At 49.6% G+C, this 19275-nt stretch carries 21 protein-coding genes; 8 read left to right on the top strand and 13 right to left on the bottom strand.

What is annotated here, in order from left to right:
• Positions 1 to 24: 24 nt before the first annotated feature.
• On the top strand, positions 25 to 243 hold the full coding sequence (locus EZV61_RS00790) for a SlyX family protein (RefSeq protein WP_114339855.1): 219 nt from the start codon (positions 25 to 27) through the stop codon (positions 241 to 243).
• A gap of 67 nt (positions 244 to 310) precedes the next feature.
• On the opposite strand, the gene EZV61_RS00785 is transcribed toward EZV61_RS00790, so the two are convergent.
• The gene (locus EZV61_RS00785; RefSeq protein ID WP_114339854.1) at positions 311 to 514 is read right to left on the bottom strand and encodes a YheV family putative zinc ribbon protein; all 204 of its coding nucleotides are present in this window, start codon (positions 512 to 514) and stop codon (positions 311 to 313) included.
• A gap of 119 nt (positions 515 to 633) precedes the next feature.
• Here EZV61_RS00785 and EZV61_RS00780 point away from each other — a divergent pair, with 119 nt between their 5' ends.
• Positions 634 to 2577, top strand: coding sequence for an ATP-binding cassette domain-containing protein (locus tag EZV61_RS00780; protein ID WP_131414008.1), 1944 nt, complete (start codon positions 634 to 636; stop codon positions 2575 to 2577).
• On the top strand, positions 2558 to 3037 hold the full coding sequence (locus tag EZV61_RS00775) for a TIGR02444 family protein (protein WP_114339852.1): 480 nt from the start codon (positions 2558 to 2560) through the stop codon (positions 3035 to 3037). Before EZV61_RS00780 ends, EZV61_RS00775 begins: the two co-directional genes overlap by 20 nt.
• Here EZV61_RS00775 and EZV61_RS00770 read toward each other — a convergent pair.
• Positions 3010 to 4638, bottom strand: a complete 1629-nt coding sequence (locus tag EZV61_RS00770; RefSeq protein ID WP_114339851.1) for a GMC family oxidoreductase — start codon at positions 4636 to 4638, stop codon at positions 3010 to 3012. The genes EZV61_RS00775 and EZV61_RS00770 overlap by 28 nt on opposite strands.
• On the bottom strand, positions 4617 to 5150 hold the full coding sequence (locus tag EZV61_RS00765; protein WP_131414007.1) for a hypothetical protein: 534 nt from the start codon (positions 5148 to 5150) through the stop codon (positions 4617 to 4619). Before EZV61_RS00765 ends, EZV61_RS00770 begins: the two co-directional genes overlap by 22 nt.
• Before the next feature lie 101 nt (positions 5151 to 5251).
• Here EZV61_RS00765 and EZV61_RS00760 point away from each other — a divergent pair, with 101 nt between their 5' ends.
• The 4 genes from EZV61_RS00760 to EZV61_RS00745 all read left to right on the top strand — a co-directional run bounded on the left by EZV61_RS00760 (position 5252) and on the right by EZV61_RS00745 (position 8365).
• Complete coding sequence (locus EZV61_RS00760) at positions 5252 to 6235, top strand: hydrolase (RefSeq protein ID WP_130566163.1); 984 nt, start codon at positions 5252 to 5254, stop codon at positions 6233 to 6235.
• Positions 6232 to 6501, top strand: coding sequence for a YheU family protein (locus tag EZV61_RS00755; protein WP_131414006.1), 270 nt, complete (start codon positions 6232 to 6234; stop codon positions 6499 to 6501). The genes EZV61_RS00760 and EZV61_RS00755 overlap by 4 nt, the downstream gene beginning before the upstream one ends.
• A 71-nt stretch (positions 6502 to 6572) precedes the next feature.
• Entirely contained in the window at positions 6573 to 7451 is an 879-nt protein-coding gene (locus EZV61_RS00750; RefSeq protein WP_114339847.1) for a phosphoribulokinase, read from the top strand.
• A 173-nt stretch (positions 7452 to 7624) separates the two neighbouring features.
• Positions 7625 to 8365: a hypothetical protein gene (locus EZV61_RS00745; RefSeq protein WP_131414005.1), complete on the top strand. Its 741-nt coding sequence runs from the start codon at positions 7625 to 7627 to the stop codon at positions 8363 to 8365.
• 79 nt (positions 8366 to 8444) lie between these two features.
• On the opposite strand, the gene EZV61_RS00740 is transcribed toward EZV61_RS00745, so the two are convergent.
• A complete protein-coding gene (locus EZV61_RS00740) occupies positions 8445 to 8804 on the bottom strand; it encodes a PilZ domain-containing protein (RefSeq protein WP_158538110.1) in 360 nt (119 codons plus the stop codon).
• Positions 8805 to 9110: 306 nt separating this feature from the next.
• On the opposite strand from EZV61_RS00740, the gene crp reads away from it, so the two are divergent.
• The gene (crp, locus tag EZV61_RS00735) at positions 9111 to 9746 is read left to right on the top strand and encodes a cAMP-activated global transcriptional regulator CRP (RefSeq protein WP_131414004.1); all 636 of its coding nucleotides are present in this window, start codon (positions 9111 to 9113) and stop codon (positions 9744 to 9746) included.
• Between the two features lie 67 nt (positions 9747 to 9813).
• On the opposite strand, the gene EZV61_RS00730 is transcribed toward crp, so the two are convergent.
• From EZV61_RS00730 to rpe, 9 genes are all read right to left on the bottom strand, one after another.
• Complete coding sequence (locus EZV61_RS00730) at positions 9814 to 10611, bottom strand: DUF1338 domain-containing protein (RefSeq protein ID WP_131414003.1); 798 nt, start codon at positions 10609 to 10611, stop codon at positions 9814 to 9816.
• Positions 10612 to 10695: 84 nt separating this feature from the next.
• Positions 10696 to 12168, bottom strand: coding sequence for a succinylglutamate-semialdehyde dehydrogenase (gene astD, locus EZV61_RS00725; RefSeq protein WP_114339583.1), 1473 nt, complete (start codon positions 12166 to 12168; stop codon positions 10696 to 10698).
• Between the two features lie 18 nt (positions 12169 to 12186).
• On the bottom strand, positions 12187 to 13206 hold the full coding sequence (gene astA / locus EZV61_RS00720) for an arginine N-succinyltransferase (protein ID WP_131414002.1): 1020 nt from the start codon (positions 13204 to 13206) through the stop codon (positions 12187 to 12189).
• A 28-nt stretch (positions 13207 to 13234) separates the two neighbouring features.
• Positions 13235 to 14449: an aspartate aminotransferase family protein gene (locus EZV61_RS00715; protein WP_131414001.1), complete on the bottom strand. Its 1215-nt coding sequence runs from the start codon at positions 14447 to 14449 to the stop codon at positions 13235 to 13237.
• 210 nt (positions 14450 to 14659) lie between these two features.
• Complete coding sequence (locus EZV61_RS00710; protein ID WP_131414000.1) at positions 14660 to 15847, bottom strand: HDOD domain-containing protein; 1188 nt, start codon at positions 15845 to 15847, stop codon at positions 14660 to 14662.
• A gap of 129 nt (positions 15848 to 15976) precedes the next feature.
• The gene (locus EZV61_RS00705) at positions 15977 to 16579 is read right to left on the bottom strand and encodes an anthranilate synthase component II (protein ID WP_114339587.1); all 603 of its coding nucleotides are present in this window, start codon (positions 16577 to 16579) and stop codon (positions 15977 to 15979) included.
• A gap of 147 nt (positions 16580 to 16726) precedes the next feature.
• Positions 16727 to 17731: a tryptophan--tRNA ligase gene (trpS, locus tag EZV61_RS00700; RefSeq protein ID WP_130566155.1), complete on the bottom strand. Its 1005-nt coding sequence runs from the start codon at positions 17729 to 17731 to the stop codon at positions 16727 to 16729.
• A gap of 33 nt (positions 17732 to 17764) precedes the next feature.
• Positions 17765 to 18466 carry a phosphoglycolate phosphatase gene (locus tag EZV61_RS00695; protein WP_131413999.1) on the bottom strand — a complete coding sequence of 234 codons (702 nt, stop codon included), beginning with the start codon at positions 18464 to 18466 and terminating at the stop codon, positions 17765 to 17767.
• Complete coding sequence (rpe, locus tag EZV61_RS00690; protein ID WP_131413998.1) at positions 18467 to 19135, bottom strand: ribulose-phosphate 3-epimerase; 669 nt, start codon at positions 19133 to 19135, stop codon at positions 18467 to 18469.
• Positions 19136 to 19275: the final 140 nt, after the last annotated feature.

Genomic DNA, 19275 nt, shown 5'->3' with positions numbered 1-19275 from the left:
TTAACACCAGCAGGCTGTAACAAGATGAGTCAGACAGACGTCGAAATACGAATTGATGAACTGGAAAGCAAACTCGCTTTTCAGGAAGATACCATCCAGCAACTCAGTGAAGTTTTAGCCAAGCAGGATGAGACCCTGCGTACAGTAGAGCGGCAACTGAAGCTGATGGCTGACAAGTTCAAAAGCATGCAAAGTCATCAGATCGCCAGTGAAGCGGAAGAAACCCCGCCGCCACACTATTAATGTCGCAGACTCTGCCCATTAATTAAAAAACCGGCGTTTGTCGGTTTTTTTGTTGTTGAACCGTGGATCAATCCGGCTTAAATATGCCAATCAGTTGATCATCAGCCACCGGGCCGCCACTCTCGCCTTGCTCCGGCCGCAATGCATGATAATCACAAGCAACACAAGCGATCTGCTCTACATCATCTTCAAAATAAACCATGATGGTGTCTTGCTGCTGACACTCCGGGCAGGTGGCTCCGGCAATGAATCGTTTACGTTGTCGCGCCATATCAACTCCTCTTGGCTTATGCGCAACAGTGTACCGATCCAGCAAGGATCTGCCAGCTCTGTCGCGGCCAAGCGACATGAGGTAAACTTCTGCCCCACTATTCCTGCACTGTTGTTGTCATGATCCAACTTAATCAGGTAGAGCTGCGCCAAGGCGCTAAACTACTGCTCGAAAATGCCAGTTTCACTCTGTTTCCCGGTCACAAAGTTGGCCTAGTCGGTGCTAACGGCTGCGGTAAATCCTCTTTGTTGCAGCTACTTAGGGGTGAAATCAGCGTTGATGCCGGCGATATTCAGGTGCCAGCTCAATGGCGTATTGTCAGTGTGAAGCAGGAAACACCAGCATTGCAGAAACCAGCGATCGAATATGTGCTTGATGGCCATGTGGAGTATCGACACCTATGTGATGCCCTAGCGGCGGCAGAGGCGCACGCTGAAGATGGCCACGCCTTAGCCGAGCTGCACAGCGCGTTTGAAACCATTAATGGTTACCAACTGCCAGCAGAAGCTGCTCGCCTGATGTCTGGCTTGGGATTTGAAGAGGCCCAACTGCAAAAACCAGTATCAGATTTTTCTGGTGGTTGGCGCATGCGCTTGAATCTAGCGCAAGCCCTATTAATGCCTTCTGATGCATTGCTACTCGATGAGCCAACTAACCACTTGGATCTCGATGCCGTGATCTGGTTTGAGCGTTGGCTACAACGCTATCCCGGCAGTGTCATCCTGATCTCACACGATCGAGACTTTCTCGATGCGACCATTGGCGGGATCCTCAGTATTGCCCATGGCGAGCTCACCCAATACACGGGCAATTACTCCTCGTTTGAACGCCAGCGTGCCGAACAACAGTTGCAGAAACAGATCGCTTTTGACCGGCAACAGCAAAAAAGAGCTGAACTGCAGGGCTTTATCAACCGCTTCAAGGCCAAAGCCAGCAAGGCGAAACAAGCGCAAAGCCGGATTAAAGTGCTGGAAAAAATGGAAGACCTACTGCCGGCCCATCAAGCCTCGCCGTTTAGTTTTCAGTTTCCACCGCCGCCCCATATGCCCAACCCACTAATGTCACTGGATCGAACTGATATTGGCTATAACAAAACGCCGCTGCTGACCAACGTCAACTTAATGTTACTGCCAGGCAGTCGATTGGGTTTGCTCGGACATAATGGTGCCGGTAAATCGACCCTCATCAAACTGATGGCGGGCAAGCTAGCACCATTGAGCGGTGGGATCGTAGTCAATCAAGGCGTCCGCCTCGGTTACTTTGCCCAGCACCAATTGGAAGCGCTCGACAGCCACGCTTCTCCGCTACTGCATCTGCAACGACTGGCACCGAAAGAGCGGGAACAGGTGTTACGAGATTTTCTCGGCCGCTTCGGCTTTATTGGTGATCAAGCGCTCGCACCGGTTGCTCCTTTTTCCGGTGGTGAAAAAGCGCGTTTGGCCTTGGCCATTTTGGTATGGCAGGCACCCAATCTATTGCTACTGGATGAGCCGACCAACCACCTCGATCTCGAGATGCGCCATGCGCTCACCATGGCATTGCAAGCCTTCGAAGGCGCTGTCGTCATTGTCTCCCACGATCGCCATTTACTAAAATCATGTTGTGATGAGTTTGTGCTAGTTGATAGCCAACAAGTCACTGACTTTAGCGGTGATCTGGATGAGTACCAGCAATGGCTACTGAGCAGCACCAAGGTTGCCTCAGATCTGGACGGTACTGACGGCAGTAGTGAAACTGCCCCGGTAAAAATAGATCGAAAAGCACAGAAGCGATTGGAAGCCGAGTTCCGGCAACAAACCAAAGCAACACGCAAGCGCATAGAAAACTTAGAAAAATTGATGGAAAAGAGCACTGATTCATTGGCAACAATAGAGCAGCGTCTCGCCGAGCCATCACTTTATGAGGCCGAAAACAAAGCCGAACTAAATCAATTGCTTTTGCAACAGGCCGAACATAAGCAGACACTGGAACAAAGCGAAGCGGAATGGCTCGAGTTGCAAGAGCAACTAGAAGAAGAAACAGAACAATTTAGGGAACAATTAGATGGAACTGGAAGCAGATAGTTTTTGGCAGGCCTCTTACAGCCATTATCAACAGCCAGACGTAAAAGACGCTTGCTTATGGCTACAGGATGAAAAAGGCCTCAACGTTAACTTACTCCTGCTTATCTGTTGGGCAGCGGAACAGGGCATTGAATTAACACCTGTAGAGATCGACACCATGTTAACGGCTGCGGCTGAGTGGCATGAGCAAAATATAGCGATGATCCGCCAGTTACGCCGTGCCACAGAAGCGGCAACCTGGATGGATGATGATAAACGTGAGCAGTTGAAACAGAAATTACTGGACAGCGAACTGACCATGGAGCGCATCGAACAGCAGATATTAGTGGAACAGCTAAAGAGACTTGCTCCTGCCCAAAGAAACAATGCACGAGCCGAACAAAGTTTCTGGAACTACCTGCTACACCTCAACATCCCATTAGACGAAGAGATTCAAGCCAAGTTTGGCCAACTGCTGTGATCCTGCCCTGTCATCTGCTGTGCCAGCCGAGTGGCATTTCTTGCCACCATGGCATAGATAGATAACTGCGGATTTGCGCCTAAACTCGTCGGGAACATCGAACCATCCATGATCCACAGATTATCTAAGCGGTGATAGCGACCATCTGAATCGATCACCGAGCTCACTGCATCATTCCCCATCGCGCACCCCCCCATCACATGAGCAGAGGTCAAGGTAGTCTGACGCGGTGCCATCGTTAGTTGCTTAATCGCCTGCTGTGCCTTTTTCCAACTGGGAAACATCTCAGCAGATTCATGCATGGGTAGAACCGCTGTCGCCCCTGCAGCAAACTGCAGTTCAGCCATTCTCAGCAGGGCATTCCGGGCGCTTTTCCACAGGTAGTCATTGAGCGGATAATCGAGACGCGGCGCACCATCACTGCTCAATACCACATGACCGCCCTGGCTTTGCTCCTCAAAACCATCCCGCAGCAACGCCAAAGTCACTTGCAGGTGATTGAAGTCTGCCATGACATCAGCATGCCATTGACCAAAACCAACCAACTTAGAAGCGATCAAAATTGGGTGTAATGGCGGGACTTCCAGCTTGAATCCCATCTCCTCAGCTGTCGGCCAAAGAAACTGATCTGAATAGACACTTTGTGGCGCTCCACTGTGCCCATTCACCGCCTCGTTAAAGCGCGCACCACTGATCAGTACCGGATGCAAAAATGTCCGCTTACCCACCATGCCATAAGGATCAGGCAACGAGGAGCGCATGATGATCGCTGGCGTGCCGATAGCCCCCGCGGCCATCACCACTTGCGTTGCTCTGACTTGTACTGAAACTTCTGCCCGCGCCTTACCAAACCGATCTAGCGGTCGACAATGAATGGTTGATATGCGGTCACGCTCGCGCGCCAACCGCTCCACGCGCATATGGCTCATCAAGGTGGCACCGTTGTCCATTGCTGACGGTAATGTGGTCACCAACATCGATTGCTTAGCGTTGATCGGACAGCCCATACCGCAGTAGCCGAGGTTGGCACAGCCCATCACATTCCTGGGTATCACTTTATGAGACCAGCCTAAATGCTCACACCCCTGAGCCAATAATGCGTTGTTTTGATTCGGCGGTACCGCCCAAGGATGTATATGCAGGCGCTGTTCAACACGCTCAAACCACGGCGCTAACGCTTCGGAGGTATGCTCCTTGAGACCAAATGCTTGCTGCCAGTGTTGCAACGTATTATCAGGAGTACGCAGTGAAGTGGTCCAATTGACTGTGGTTCCGCCGCCAACACAGCGCCCTTGCAGAACAGAGATGGCACCATCCATCGTTCTGCGCCCTGCCGCCTCTTGATAGAGGTGAGGATATGCGCTGCGCTCCTCCATGTTGAAACTGCTGCTAGTGTGCAGGCCTCCCTCTTCAATGATAATGACCCGCAATCCGGCTAACGCGAATATCTCTGCAGCAAGACCACCACCGGCACCACTACCCACGACAGCAACGTCAGCTTCTAACTGCAAATCGTTACCCAGCAAAGCACCATCGATATGCTTTGCTCCGGCATTTAACACTGCTGCCATCGGATCTTTCATCGGCCCGGTACCACCCATGATGGTTTCTGGTAATTGAGATAGCTCCAGTGCGATGGCTCGCCGTACCAAGCAGCCAAAACAATTTCCCGCAGCCCTTGATAAGCTTGCTGTAGCAGATCGAGAAAACTATGACGCCACTCCTGCAACAGCGTCATACGTTGTGCCATGGTAAGTTGGTCAAGCTGTTGCCATTGACCAGCAAGTGCCCAGCGACTTAAACGCCGAGACAAGAGTGAGAGCAGCTCTAAAAATTGATCGCGGCTGAATTCCGGTAGGTACTTCAAAGCAAGTTCTATCTGCCTGATCAGGTGATCCATCTGCTCAGCACGCTGATCCGTTTGCCGACTAATAACACCGTTAAGAATGACAGGTAAAAATGCCCGCAAAGCGGTTTCTTGATAGGGGTCTAACAGTTCAGCATGGCGCCGAGTGACCAAGTCACGGTCGAAATAGAGTACCGAACCGAAAGCAACTACCGTTCCGGTACCCAGCATTGTCAGTAAAAATCGACGCCTAGATATCTGATCCATCACCACCACACAGCAGGAATTCAAACAAACGTTTAGATCATTTACTCATGATTAACTCAAAAGCCGTATAATGCAATGAGCGTCATCAAGGAGAGCTACGTTTGATCGCACCCTTTAACCCCCCGTGGTGGCTCAAAAATCCCCACTTGCAAACTATTTTGCCAACCCTGCTCCGCCGCAAGAAGCTGGTTAACACGTGGCGTGAACGCTGGGAGCTGGAAGATGGCGATTTTATCGATCTTGACTGGCTAAGCCGCACAACTGCAAGTAAACAGCCCATTGTGGTTCTACTCCATGGTTTGGAGGGCTCGGTGAACAGCCCCTATGCACAAGGTATGTTGCAAGCGATTAAGCATCAGGGGTGGCAAGGCGTGCTGATGCACTTCCGCGGTTGCAGTGGCGAACCGAATCGCCTGCCTCGCGCCTACCATAGCGGTGAGATCGGCGATATCTCGGCACTCATAGATAAGCTGCAACTAGCACACCCCGATTCACCGCTACTTGCCGTTGGCTACTCTCTCGGTGCGAATGTGTTGATCCGCTATCAGGGTGAAAAGGGAAAGAGCTCGCCCCTCTGCGCCGCCTGCGCTATATCACCCCCTTTGGATTTAGCAGCCTGCGCGGATCGTATCGGCCAAGGGCTATCCCGCATTTATCAACGACATCTGCTAACGAGAATGCGGAAAAATGTGCAACGAAAATTGACGAACAGCAAACTTAGGGCGCAGATGGAGCTTAACCAACAACAGATTGCTGAACTCAGAACTTTCTGGCAGTTTGACCAGCATATCACCGCCCCGTTGCATGGTTTTAGCGGGGTTGATGACTACTACCAACGCATGAGTGGTCTCAGATTTATTACCCAGATCAAGCGCCCAACCCTATTGATCCATGCCGCCGATGACCCGTTTATGACCAGCGCGGTGATCCCGAAGCAGCAACAATTACCCCCTTCCTTGCAATATGAACTGTATGCTAATGGTGGTCATGTCGGCTTTCTTGACGGTGGCTTACCTTGGCGCCCAAGTTACTGGTTAGAACGGCGGGTACCGCAATTTTTTCATAGTCAATTGGAAACACAATGATCATTCCTTATCAGCAGCTCGCTACAAACACTCTGGAAAGCATCCTCGAAAGCTATGCACTGCGAGAGGGGACGGACTACGGAATTGATGAGGTGCCTTTGCAACATAAAGTCGAACAGCTTATGCAACAGTTACAGCATGGCGATCTCTTATTGGTATGGTCAGAACTGCATGAAACAATTAATCTGATGTCAAAACAATCATGGCAACAACTGCAGCAAGAGGCCTCTACAACGCAAGCATTTAACGAAGACAGCTCAAGCTAATTCATCAGCGGGGTTGACCCCGTGAGGTTAGGTTGCGATAACTAGTGTTCTATATATGAAAGGTTAACTGCATGTCGGCTAAACATCCCATCATTGCTATCACTGGTTCTTCCGGTGCGGGTACCACAACCACCAGCACCGCGTTTGAACATATCTTCCGCCACAAAAAAGTGACGGCAGCCTTGGTACAAGGGGATGCTTTTCACCGTTATTCTCGCCCCGAGATGGATGTCGCCATCCGCAAAGCACAAGAGCAGGGCAAACACATCAGCTACTTTGGCCCCAAGGCTAATGACTTTGGTTTACTGGAAAATTTCTTCAAGATATATGGTGAAAGTGGCGGCGGACGTTATCGTCGTTATCTACACACTTTCGATGAAGCGGTGCCGTTTAATCAAATGCCGGGGACTTTTACACCCTGGCAGGAGTTGCCGGACAACACTGATGTACTGTTTTATGAGGGCCTACATGGCGGTATTGTCACCGAAGAGAACAATGTTGCGGAACACGTTGACCTACTGATCGGCATGGTGCCGATTGTAAACCTAGAATGGATCCAGAAGATCATCAGGGACACAGGAGAACGAGGTCACTCTCGGGAAGCTGTCACCCAATCAATCCTGCGTTCTATGGAAGATTACGTTAACTTTATTACGCCGCAGTTCTCCCGTACCCACGTTAACTTCCAGCGTGTACCAACCGTTGATACCTCCAACCCATTCTCAGCATCTGATATCCCCAGCCTAGATGAAAGCTTTGTCGTGATCCGCTTTGATGATGCCAGTAAAGTCGACTTTCCCTACTGCTTGCAGATGATTGACGGTGCATTTATGTCTCGACTCAATACCTTAGTGGTACCCGGCGGCAAAATGAGTTTTGCCATGGAGCTGATATTGGCACCGATGATTGAAGAGTTATTAGAAAAACGACGTAAATTGCTTGAATTCTAAAAGCGTCACCTTTTTTGACAAAAACAGCTCGGTGCTTTCCTCCTTCCTTCCCAACCAGCTGATAAGTATGATCTTTATAGGTTGGCACAAGTTATGCTCATTACTTAATCGTAGAGGTAGTTTTAACGTAGTAAGGACGCTACCCCTGTAAATGGATTAACTAAGGAGCAAATATGAAGTACTTCATTGGCCTTATACTGTTATCACTCACCGTATTTTCGATTCCAGCGAAAGCAGCAGTACTGGCTTTGGATACCGCGGGTGCCGATGTAGCAGTCTCTGTTGGTGATTGGGTAACCAGCAAAGGTACAGGCATTTTTAACCCCAGAACAAATGTCGGTGGCGGTAATCTGCTCAGCGTTTTGGATGGCAGTCTTGATCAAACAACCTTAAAAACAGCAGGGTTTGGTCTAGGTTTGGGCGCGTTAAAAGTTTGGAGTGGTGCTAATGTGATGTATAGCGGCACCTCTGTGAACAAATATGTTGCCACTTTCCTTGGCACTGATGCGAGCTTCGATAATCAGCTTTATGACTTCCTGCTTGGTGGTGACCAAGTCTTCAGTAACAAAACAGCTAAGTCTGGTGAACAGTCAGAGATTGATCCCCCAGATAGTGAGCCTGATGGCTATCTCGACTTCGCGTTTTACGTTACGAATACTGGCAAGTCCGTATCAAACGGTGCAAATTCTGCAGATGAAACTGGTAGCGGACCTAACTTCTTAGTTTCTGACGTGTTCTTTTACAACGGCTGGGAGCACACCTTTGTATTTCTAAATGATACAGGTGCAGGCCCAGATAAAGATGCTGATGATATGGTCGTGTTACTGTCTGTAGATGTACCGACTCCTTCCACCACCCTAATATACGCACTTTGCTTGTTAGGTCTGGCAGGTTTGAAGTTTAGACGTCGTTAAGTCATGTAAGCAAAACGATTGCATAGTTAAAAGGCGCCGATATGAGGCGCCTTTTTAATTAATGGACGGTGCGCTGATATCAACGAATATCAAATTCCGCTTCACAGCTCTTGAAGTAAGAAATTAGGCTTTCATGCTTCGGCAGATCCAACTCAATGCCAAACATATAACCACTTTGAATAATATTGAGATGCTTAATCTTACCGCTAAAGGTGCGATTATTTCCTAATCCTAATACCGTTACTTTTACTTTTGCGTCACTGCCGCCTGGAGGCGCTTCCTTTGAATGGATCCCGACCCCTTTAGGACTGACATTTATCACCATGATATTGACCGGTTTGGCAAACATACCACCCAATCCCGCAGGCTTAATCTGCGCAGTGATAGTATTCCGGAGTTTATAGCGGGTCTCTCGACGCCGTTCCTGCTCGTCACTCATGCAAAAACCTCTTGATATATAGCATAAATGTATCATCAAACAGGCGACTAGCAAGCAACTGTTCGCTTTCCTTCACTGTTTTTGCGCTCGAGAGCAGGCTTAACAGACAAATAACTGTGCGAAACCGGAGCAAACACGACTCAGGTCAGTGATAACTACTTGGCTTTGCCACAAACTGTGGTAGTGTAGCCTGTTGACGCCGCGTGTTAACAAGGTGTTACAAGGCTAATAGATAAACGTGGTGATTTCGACATCCAGTCGGTCAACCATATATAAGTTAAAAACAAAAGACAGGAAGGAGTACCCATGGCCCTAATAGGCAAACCACAGGCCGACCCGGTATTGGAGTGGTTCCTTTCCCACTGCCATATCCACAAGTATCCGGCAAAAAGTACGCTGATCCATGCTGGCGAAAAAGCTGATACCTTGTACTACATCGTTAAGGGTTCAGTCGCGGTACTGATTAAAGATGAAGAAGGCAAGGAGATGATCCTTTCCTACCTTAATCAAGGCGATTTTATTGGCGAACTCGGTTTATTCGAAGACGAACCAGAACGTACGGCGTGGGTGAGAGCTAAAGCACCATGTGAAGTAGCAGAGATCTCCTATAAGAAGTTCCGTCAACTGATTCAGGTTAACCCTGAAATCTTGATGCGACTTTCAGGTCAGATGGCTGCCCGCTTGCAGACCACCAGCCAGAAAGTAGGTGATCTTGCGTTTCTGGATGTTGCAGGCCGTATTGCACAAACATTGCTTAACTTGGCAAAACAGCCGGATGCGATGACCCATCCTGACGGCATGCAGATCAAGATAACCCGTCAGGAGATAGGCCAAATCGTTGGTTGTTCTCGTGAAACCGTGGGCCGCATCTTAAAGATGTTGGAAGAGCAAAACCTCATCCATGCACACGGGAAAACTATAGTGGTTTTTGGCACACGCTAAAATTCACTTGTGTGAATACAGAAAAGGCAGCCTCAGGGCTGCCTTTTTGTTGTCCTAAGAGCAACACCTAACGCACATCGGTACTTTCAAAAATTTTATCCGCTGAAGCTGCAACAAATCCGGTATAAAGCTCACCATTAGCCATAGGATAGCGCAAGGCAAACTCATAGAAGCAGCTAGGAACCAGTCGCTTACCGTCACTGAATAGCACGCTAGCCTGATCAGCCAAGGTTGAGGACTGCTCCAATAGCACCCCAGGAGAGCCTTTTATCTCACCGCCACTGCTATTAAGTGCAAAGCCTGCTTGTTTTAGTGCTTCATTAACAGAAGTGAGTGTAGGGTAAGCGGGCAAATGATTTACTGACACAGTAAAGTGGTTAGCACGATAGCCCCAAGCAGCCATCCAAGCCGCATACTCACTCTCAGCCAGTAAGGTTTTGTACTCCTGCAGTGAACATTGCCAATGACGGCCAGAATAGAGAAAGTCATCGTTAGTCACCACAGACTTGTCCATCTGCGCAGCCAACGCCTCTACGATCTGCTGCAATTCCGGGGAACACTGTTCTACTAGCAGTTCACTGATAAACACCTTCGGCAAAGCAGGATCGAGATGCTCGAAGTGCCGGGCGAACAGCTTCTTTCCAACAAATTGATACTCTTCCTTGGCTTCGTATCCAAGTGTAAGAAAATGAGCGGCAAGAACATCTAAACCAATACCTGGCAGATTAAAGGTCCGCAGTGCAATATGATCGTTGATGATCTCACCCTGCTGCCCTAACAGGTTATGTATTTTTTCTGCCGATGGTGTCACTTGCAGGTAGTGCTGCCACAAACCGTCAAACAGGGTGGTTGCTTGTTGATGCATTGGGCACCTCAACTCTTGTTTTAGGATTACAAAGGATAGCGGGGCCAGATTGACCCCTACTCATTTAACTTTCACCAAGCAGGCTCAGTCGATGGTTAGTCCGGGGCTTAATTTATCTGGCATAGAGATCTGCTCGACCTCCACAGAGGCCACAGGATAAGCACAATAGTCTGCCGCGTAGTAAGCACTGGGACGATGATTGCCACTGTCACCTACACCGCCAAAGGGTGCCGCACTGCTAGCGCCAGTAATTGGTCGGTTCCAATTCACGATCCCTGCACGGATGCGATTGTAAAACAGATCATAGAGATCTCGGCGGTCACTCAGCAGCCCTGCAGATAAGCCATAACGGGTATCATTCGCGACTTCTAAGGCTTGCTCAAAATCATCGTAACGGATCACCTGTAGTAACGGACCAAAATATTCATCATCCGGTAATCGCTCGATCTGACTCACTTCAATGAGTCCCGGGGTAATAAAGCCGTTCGCACTATCGCCACGTTGCATCATCACGAGTGACTTACCTCCCATGGCAATCAGTTCTTCCTGTGCTTGCATCAAAGCATCAGCCGCCGCAGGCGAAATAACTGGCCCCATGAAAGGTTGCGGCTCATCCTCCGGCCCGCCGACACGGATCAACTCGACCGCCTTGATAAGACGCGCCAATATCTGATCCCCTTCACCGCCTTTTGGCAGGAATAGACGACGAGCACAGGTACAGCGCTGGCCGCTTGAGATATAGGCTGAATGGACAATGTCATGCACCGCGGCTTGCGGGTCGCTGACATCTTTCACCAACAACGGGTTGTTCCCCCCCATCTCTAGCGCCAAGATCTTTTCTGGTTGCCCACCAAACTGCTGATGCAACAGCTTGCCTGTATGGGAACTTCCGGTAAAAAACAAACCATCAATACCGCGATGGCCAGCCAGGTGCTTACCGGTTTCAGCAGCCCCTTGCACCATATTGATCACACCGGCAGGAAGACCAGCGGCATGCCATAAGTTAACCATTTCCTGGCCAACCATAGGTGTCTGTTCACTGGGCTTAAAGACAATACAGTTGCCAGCCAGCAAGGCCGGAATAATATGCCCATTAGGGAGGTGCCCGGGGAAGTTGTAAGGCCCAAAGACGGCCACTACTCCATGGGGCTTGTGGCGAATAACTGCGCGACCTACTGGCATCGCTTTCTCGACGGTGCCGCTGCGCTCTTCATAGGCTTTGACAGAGATCTCGATCTTCGCCAGCATCGCTGCGACTTCGGTACGCGTCTCCCACAACGGCTTGCCGGTCTCTCTGGAGATCACCAAGGCTAATGATTCTTTCGCGCCAGCAACTTGCTCGCCAAATTGACGAATAATGGTCAATCGGTCCTCGAAGCTGCGCTGCGCCCACTCAAACGAAACAGCACGGGCGCTACTAATAGCCACATCAATCTGCGCAGAGTCTGCCATATTTCCCTGCCAAACCACTTCACCCGTCGCCGGATTGATAGAGCTAAACAGCTCACCACTGCCCGCTAACCATTTGCCATCGATGTACTGTACTTTCTCTGTCATTATTATATTCCTCGTGGCTTACTTCACGGCCAGTACTCGCAGAGGATCCCCCTGCTTTACACATAAAACATCTGCAACCTCAGGCGATATCACTATGGCGCCGGTTTCATCATCGAGCACGGCCTCAACCAAGGTACAGCGATACTGAGCTAACTGGGTATTCGCGATCATATACAGCGAACCTTTGTCGACCTCTGCGAGCAACGCATGCCGACGCTGGGAGCTACGCACACTGCGGATCTGGCTTAGTTCAGCCTCAACCGTTGGCCCAGCGTCGAAGATGTCGACATAACCTTTACACCTAAACCCCTCTGTTTTCAGTAGCTGCAAGGCTGGTTGTGTTTTCTCATGAACACGACCAATCACCTCTTGCGCCGCTTTACTCAGCAAGTTGACGTAAATAGGGTACTTCGGCATCAATTCGGCAATAAATACTTTTTGACCAATACCCGTGAGGTAATCGGCGGTTGGAAAATCCATGGAGAAAAAATGCTGTTCTAACCATTGCCAGAAAGGTGAACAGCCATGTTCGTCGGACACTCCACGCATCTCTGCGATCACAGGGGCACCAAACAGCTCTGGATGCTCGGCCATCAGTAACATTCGGCTACGAGACAGCAAACGACCTGCCAAGCCTTTACGGTGGCTCTCACGCAGGAATAGCGTACAAAGCTCGGCCGCCCCCGTGTAGTCATTACACAGAGTCAGCGTTTCCACCATATTATGGATCTTCAATTCGCGGGAAGAGTGCACCACTTGCCCAACATGGTAGTGATAAAAGGCATCGGTCAAGCCAACACACGCCTCAATGCCACATGTGCCAACCACATCGCCGGATTCGGTGTCTTCCATCACCATCAAGTAACTTTCCGCTCCCGGTTTATGAGCTCGACGGGAGAAAGAACGAACAGCTCGAGTGATCTTGGAGCGCAGCAACTCTTCATTGACAGGCAAGGAGGTAAAACCGATCCCCGATTCGCAGGCGATTTGATAAAGCGACGCATAGTCCGATTCTCTAATAGGACGGATCACTAACATAGCTATACCTCCCTCTATATCCCGGCTATCAAGCAGTCACGATCTTAGCAACAGCGCGCTCAAATCGAGCCAATCCCTCTTTTACGTCGGCTTCGGGAATAATCAATGACGGGGTAAAGCGCAGCACATTAGGTCCTGCCACCAACATCATGGTGCCCTCTTCGACAGCCGCCATTAAGAAGTCTCGCGCACGACCAGCGTACTTTTCGTTTAATGCCGCGCCGACCAACAGCCCTTGACCACGAATTTCAGAAAATACCTGATGTTTTTCATTAATTTGATTCAGAGCATCACGGAACCACTGTTCTCTCTGTTTAACACCCGCCAGTACTTCAGGCGTGTTCACCAACGAAAGAACCGCCTCACCGACGGCACAAGCCATCGGATTACCACCATAGGTACTACCGTGAGTCCCGACTTTCAGGGAAGGCGCTAATTTATCCGTGGTGAGCATGGCTGCGATAGGGAAGCCGCCACCCAATGCCTTCGCGGTAGTCAGCACATCAGGTGTCACTCCCAGCCCCATATAAGCGTATAGCTCGCCAGTACGACCAACCCCTGTTTGCACCTCATCAAATACCAGCAGTGCATTAAATTTGTCACATAGCGCTCTAACACCCTTAGCAAACTCAGGATCAGCAGAAATAATTCCACCTTCCCCTTGCAGCGGCTCCATCATCACGGCGCAGGTACGATCAGAAAACAATGCCTCCAGCGCTGCCAAATCGTTATAGGGGGAATGCTCAATCGCACCAGGCTTAGGGCCGAAGCCATCGGAGTAAGTGGTTTGCCCACCGACTGTGACAGTGAAAAAAGTTCGGCCGTGGAAGCCCTGTTTGAAAGAGATAATTTGGTCTTTTTCTTCACCAAAGTTCTCAACGGCATAGCGCCGCACCAACTTCAACGCTGCTTCATTCGCCTCAGCACCTGAGTTGGCAAAAAACACCTTGTCTGCAAAGGTTGCTTCCGTGAGTTGCTTAGCGAGTCGCAGTGCTGGCTCGTTAGTGAACACATTGCTCAAGTGCCAAAGCTTGTCTGCTTGCGCCTTCACCGCGTCAACCATGGCAGGGTGACAATGGCCCAGACAGTTCACAGCGATGCCACCCGCGAAGTCGATATATTCCCGCCCCTCTTGATCCCAAACCCGTGAACCTGCTCCCTTAACTGGGATCATCTTCGCAGGTGCATAGGTGGGCACCATTACTTCATCAAAAAGGGCTCGAGAAACGTTCGACTCTGACATACTTTGGCTCCTATGGCCGAGAATTTGTGAAGGCACATTGGCTATTCATTGCTCAATATCAATGCAGCCGAGCCTACTCTAATGTAACCGCATTATTACCAATGCGAACAACTAAGGGAAATTTTGATTAAACAACGAATAAACATGCAAAATAAGCACTAAAGACCCAATTTAAATGCATAGTTATTGCATAACAAACTCAATCTATGGCTATGCACGCGCTTTTTTAAGATTTTGCCGTGTTAATTCCTGTAGATCGTCACCTGAAAAACCGTACTGTGCCATTAACTTTACAGCCTCATCGAGCTGTATCCGACGCTGTTCATTCAAGCATAGATACTGGCTATAACAGCTAGCAAACTTCACGATTCGAGCGTATGGCGAGGTGAGTTTCCACGGCAACGAACTATGCAGCTCTCGGCTGACTGTAACACATGTTTTACATTCAGGAGAAATCTGCGGCAATAGCGCTTTCGTGATCACTTTCTGGTAACGGGAAAATTGCCTTTTGAGCATGGTAGCAGGAAGATCTAGCTCGCTAAGCACTTGATGGATCTCAGGTTTAGCTGTCAACCTTGCCTGTTGCATGTGATGCTCACACAGTGCCAGAAAAATCTGCTTAATCAACCTCAATAGCGTCAACGAGCCGTAACTGTTGACCCAACTCAAACGACCCGCGAGATAGGGATCTAACCCCTGCTTCTCTGCCAAATAATGCGCGGCATTCGCACTAACCAGCGCATGCTGCCAAAGCCGCCGAGCAGAATTTGCGAAAGGTCGATTATCATCCGGCAACATCTGTTCACATAAATGTCGTGCTAACAACTGCTTCAAGCGTTCTTGACCAAAGCTTGCCAGCGCATGGGGCAGGTCAGCTATTGGCGTCTTAATTGCGTGGCTTTGCTTGAATAACGGCGAATTAACCGTGGCGAGCAATTCTCGTGTCAGCCAGGACAGCTGCCGTAGCTGCTGCTCCAGGTGGGATGCTGGCGCATCAAGCGCCAACATGGCTAATGACTCAGTGAGCTTGGGATTGATCGGCAGTTGCTGAAGCACAGCCGGCCAATTACCAGTGAGTAATTCTGTCAATTTCGCTTCAGTTTGGGCGGTGATCCGTTGCACTAAGGTTGCCCTCAGCATCTCTTTCTGCGCCAGTCGCTGCGCATGCTGTTGTCGACGCTGCTGATCAATAGCCAACCCCTGCAGCTTGACCTGCTGTTCATCACTAGACTCAATGAGCTCAGAGGGGGTATGGAAAGGGATACCACAAAGATAATCCAAGTGACGCTGTTCGAGGATATGAGCGGGTCCATTCAGACCCAACTCGGTCTCATGGTCGCTGGTTTGTGATGATTGAGAATGAAAACGCCCCCGCGACGGCGTTGTTGCTGATGCCATTTAGATACTCAAGGGATCAATAATCGTCTCTCATATTCTAACGGCTTTCCTTATGAACACCCGCCTAACAATGAGTAAATGTGATGCCAGCGAAATACACCAGCACCAAAAGCAAGCGCAGTAGCTAATTCAAATCGGGGAGCAGGATGGCGCGTAACGCGTTAAGAAGTTATCCAGCAATTCATGCCCTTGCTCACTGAGAATGGATTCAGGATGAAATTGCACACCTTCCAAAGCAATATCTCTATGCCTAACTGCCATCACCTCATCCATCTTGCCATTGCTGTCGCAAGTCCAGGCGGTCACTTCAAGGCAGTCGGGAAGGCTCGCAACGTCCAGCACCAACGAATGATAGCGGGTCACTGTGAGTGGGTTCGATAATCCACAAAAGATCCCTTCGCCACGATGGCTAATGGCACTGGTCTTGCCGTGCATCATCTGTCTGGCAAGCGTGACTGTCGCACCGAAAACTTGCCCCAACGCTTGATGACCTAAGCAAACACCCAAGATAGGCAGCTTACCGGCAAAGTACTCGATAGCCGGCAGCGAGATACCAGCGTCATCAGGAGTGCAGGGGCCCGGGCTGATCACCAGATACTCTGGTGCTAGCGCCTCGATCTCAGCCAGCGTTATTTCGTCGTTACGAACCACCTCGACCTGCTGGCCGAGCACCATAAAATACTGCACCAGGTTATAGGTAAACGAATCATAGTTATCGATCATTAACAGCATCTATCTCTACCTACTCTATAACCGCCTATAGACTCAACCCTCAGTATAAATCTTAAGGCAAAACCGACGTTCGCCATACGCCAAGCAATCGTCTGAAAAGAAAAGGGCTGCCTTCAATGACAGCCCTTCTATTGCGGTAACAATACTTTAAGGACGAGCGACTAAACCGACGCGCTCATACACCGTTTTTAAGGTCTCAGAAGCGATCGCTGATGCCTTCTCTGCACCTACCGCCATTATCTGCGTCAATGCCGTTTCATCTTCACGCAGCTCTTTATAGCGTTGTTGGATAGGCGTCAACATCGAGACCACAGCATCGGCAACGTCTTTCTTCAAGTGGCCATACATTTTATCTTCGTATTGCGGCACCAAACTTTCCACGGATTCTCCTGTCGCGCAGCTCAGCAATGTCAGCAGATTGGATACACCTGCTTTCTCTTGCTGATCGAAATAGATCCGCGCCTGCTCATCAGAATCGGTCATCGCCCGTTTAATCTTCTTCTCGATCTTCTTTGGTTCCTCTAACATCAAGACAAAATTATTCGGGTTATCATCCGATTTTGACATCTTCTTCTCTGGCTCCTGCAGGCTCATGATCCGAGCCCCCACTTCAGGGATAAAGGGGTCCGGTACTACAAAAGTATCACCATGAAGATTGTTAAAACGGGTCGCGATATCGCGAGTCAGCTCTAGATGCTGTTTTTGGTCATTGCCCACAGGTACTTTATTGGCTTGATACAGTAATACATCTGCCGCCATCAATACCGGATAACCAAACAAGCCAACATTGATATTGTTGACATTTTTCTGCGACTTATCTTTAAACTGAGTCATTCGATTCAGTTCACCCATCTGTGTATAACAGTTCAATATCCAAGCTAACTGAGCATGCTCTGGCACATGTGACTGGACAAACACGCTGCTCTGTTGTGGGTCTAAACCACAAGCGAGATACAGCGCCATGCCGTCAAAAGTACGCTCGCGCAGCAGCGCTGGCTCTTGGCGGACCGTGATCGCATGCAGATCCACCAGCATGAATAAGCACTCATGATCCTGCTGTAACGTAATCCAGTTACGTATGGCGCCAAAATAGTTACCAATGGTAAGACCGCCGGAAGGCTGCGCGCCGCTAAGGACGATGGGTTTAGACATGTGAATGTTCCTGCAAATGCTTTGAAAAATTAGTTACACGGATTCAGGCACAGATAATAACAGCGCCGAGAGCTCCGCTAGTTGATTAAGTACCCGATCCGGGTTGCAAAGAGCGATATCTTCCCCGTAGTTGTAGCCATAGGTCAAGCCAATACTCGGGCTCAAGGCTGCTTTTGCGGCTTGAATATCATTCCTAGAATCTCCCACCATCAGTAACTCAGTGGCGGAGATATCAAAATGCTCGGCACAATATAGCAACTGATCGGGACGCGGTTTTTTCTGTGGCAGCGTGTCACCACAGACCACCAAGTCAATCAAACCTGACAAACCGAACTGTTGGACTAACGGTAAGGTAAACTCAGTCGCTTTATTAGTAACAATGGCCAGTTTCATGCCTGCCGCTTTCAACGCCATCAACACGGCTTCTACATCAGGATATAGCGAGCTAAAGCGGTGTAGTGCGTTGGCATAAAGCAGCTTAAACAAGCCCAACGCCTGCTCAACAAGTTCTGGCTCCAAGCGAGTATCAACTTTGAAACTACGGCTGAGCGCACGCTGCACAAGGACTTCAATACCATTCCCGATCCAGCCCGTTACCTGTCCTAGTGACACCGGTTCACGGCCAAGTTCAATCAGCATCTGGTTAACCGCGTAGTGCAGGTCCGGTGCGCTGTGCAGAAGCGTACCATCGAGATCAAATGCAATGGCACGGATCTGACGAAAGGACGACGGCATTTAAACGGTGGCCAACTTCTGACGGAATTGGCCTACCACCTCGTTATAGTCACCTTGGCCAAAAATGGCTGAACCCGCAATAAACATATCTGCGCCAGCTTTGGCGATCTCGACAATATTGTCCTGTTTCACGCCACCATCGACAGCTAAACGAATATTCAGACCACGCTGCTCTATCTGCTGTTTCACCGCTTCGATCTTAGCCAGCGTTGCAGGGATAAACGCCTGCCCACCAAACCCAGGGTTAACTGACATCAATAAAATAAAGTCCAAACGGTCCCATACATAGTCCAACACCTGCAGTGGCGTTGCCGGATTCAACACCAACCCGGCCTGACAACCCTTGTCTCGGATCAGTTGCAACGAACGATCGACATGCTGGCTCGCCTCCGGATGAAAGCTGATCATACTAGCGCCCGCATCGGCAAACTGTTCGATCAACTCATCTACCGGTGACACCATCAAATGCACATCGATTGGCGCAGTCACGCCATAGTTTCGCAATGCCTGGCAAATCATCGGGCCGAAAGTGAGATTCGGCACGTAATGATTATCCATCACATCAAAATGCACAACGTCCGCCCCCGCCTCAAGCACATGGGTGACCTCTTCACCTAAACGGGCCAAATCTGCAGATAAGATAGAGGGAGCAAGTAGATAAGGTTGCATGAGTGGTTTCTCGCCGAGCTATTAAGAGAGACGCAGTGTACTAAAAAGTAGGCAGTTTTTCAGCTCCAGTTTTCGCGAAGGATGCACTCAATTAAAGCGCCGCACCAAAATAATGCACCGATAAATGTTTTGTAAAACTA

Source organism: Corallincola luteus (assembly GCF_004336975.1).
Lineage (GTDB): Bacteria > Pseudomonadota > Gammaproteobacteria > Enterobacterales > Neiellaceae > Corallincola > Corallincola holothuriorum.
This window is presented reverse-complemented; position numbering and strand designations above follow the sequence as displayed.

Coding starts and splice junctions, on each gene's coding strand:
- astD (WP_114339583.1), bottom strand. CDS start 12,168: ATGACAGAGAAAGTACAGTACATCGATGGCAAATGGTTAGCGGGCAGT.
- rpe (WP_131413998.1), bottom strand. CDS start 19,135: ATGCAACCTTATCTACTTGCTCCCTCTATCTTATCTGCAGATTTGGCC.
- EZV61_RS00785 (WP_114339854.1), bottom strand. CDS start 514: ATGGCGCGACAACGTAAACGATTCATTGCCGGAGCCACCTGCCCGGAG.
- astA (WP_131414002.1), bottom strand. CDS start 13,206: ATGTTAGTGATCCGTCCTATTAGAGAATCGGACTATGCGTCGCTTTAT.
- EZV61_RS00790 (WP_114339855.1), top strand. CDS start 25: ATGAGTCAGACAGACGTCGAAATACGAATTGATGAACTGGAAAGCAAA.
- EZV61_RS00705 (WP_114339587.1), bottom strand. CDS start 16,579: ATGCTGTTAATGATCGATAACTATGATTCGTTTACCTATAACCTGGTG.
- EZV61_RS00775 (WP_114339852.1), top strand. CDS start 2,558: ATGGAACTGGAAGCAGATAGTTTTTGGCAGGCCTCTTACAGCCATTAT.
- EZV61_RS00755 (WP_131414006.1), top strand. CDS start 6,232: ATGATCATTCCTTATCAGCAGCTCGCTACAAACACTCTGGAAAGCATC.
- EZV61_RS00770 (WP_114339851.1), bottom strand. CDS start 4,638: ATGGGTGGTACCGGGCCGATGAAAGATCCGATGGCAGCAGTGTTAAAT.
- EZV61_RS00750 (WP_114339847.1), top strand. CDS start 6,573: ATGTCGGCTAAACATCCCATCATTGCTATCACTGGTTCTTCCGGTGCG.
- EZV61_RS00715 (WP_131414001.1), bottom strand. CDS start 14,449: ATGTCAGAGTCGAACGTTTCTCGAGCCCTTTTTGATGAAGTAATGGTG.
- EZV61_RS00780 (WP_131414008.1), top strand. CDS start 634: ATGATCCAACTTAATCAGGTAGAGCTGCGCCAAGGCGCTAAACTACTG.
- trpS (WP_130566155.1), bottom strand. CDS start 17,731: ATGTCTAAACCCATCGTCCTTAGCGGCGCGCAGCCTTCCGGCGGTCTT.
- EZV61_RS00745 (WP_131414005.1), top strand. CDS start 7,625: ATGAAGTACTTCATTGGCCTTATACTGTTATCACTCACCGTATTTTCG.
- EZV61_RS00740 (WP_158538110.1), bottom strand. CDS start 8,804: ATGAGTGACGAGCAGGAACGGCGTCGAGAGACCCGCTATAAACTCCGG.
- EZV61_RS00695 (WP_131413999.1), bottom strand. CDS start 18,466: ATGCCGTCGTCCTTTCGTCAGATCCGTGCCATTGCATTTGATCTCGAT.
- EZV61_RS00710 (WP_131414000.1), bottom strand. CDS start 15,847: ATGGCATCAGCAACAACGCCGTCGCGGGGGCGTTTTCATTCTCAATCA.
- crp (WP_131414004.1), top strand. CDS start 9,111: ATGGCCCTAATAGGCAAACCACAGGCCGACCCGGTATTGGAGTGGTTC.
- EZV61_RS00765 (WP_131414007.1), bottom strand. CDS start 5,150: ATGGATCAGATATCTAGGCGTCGATTTTTACTGACAATGCTGGGTACC.
- EZV61_RS00730 (WP_131414003.1), bottom strand. CDS start 10,611: ATGCATCAACAAGCAACCACCCTGTTTGACGGTTTGTGGCAGCACTAC.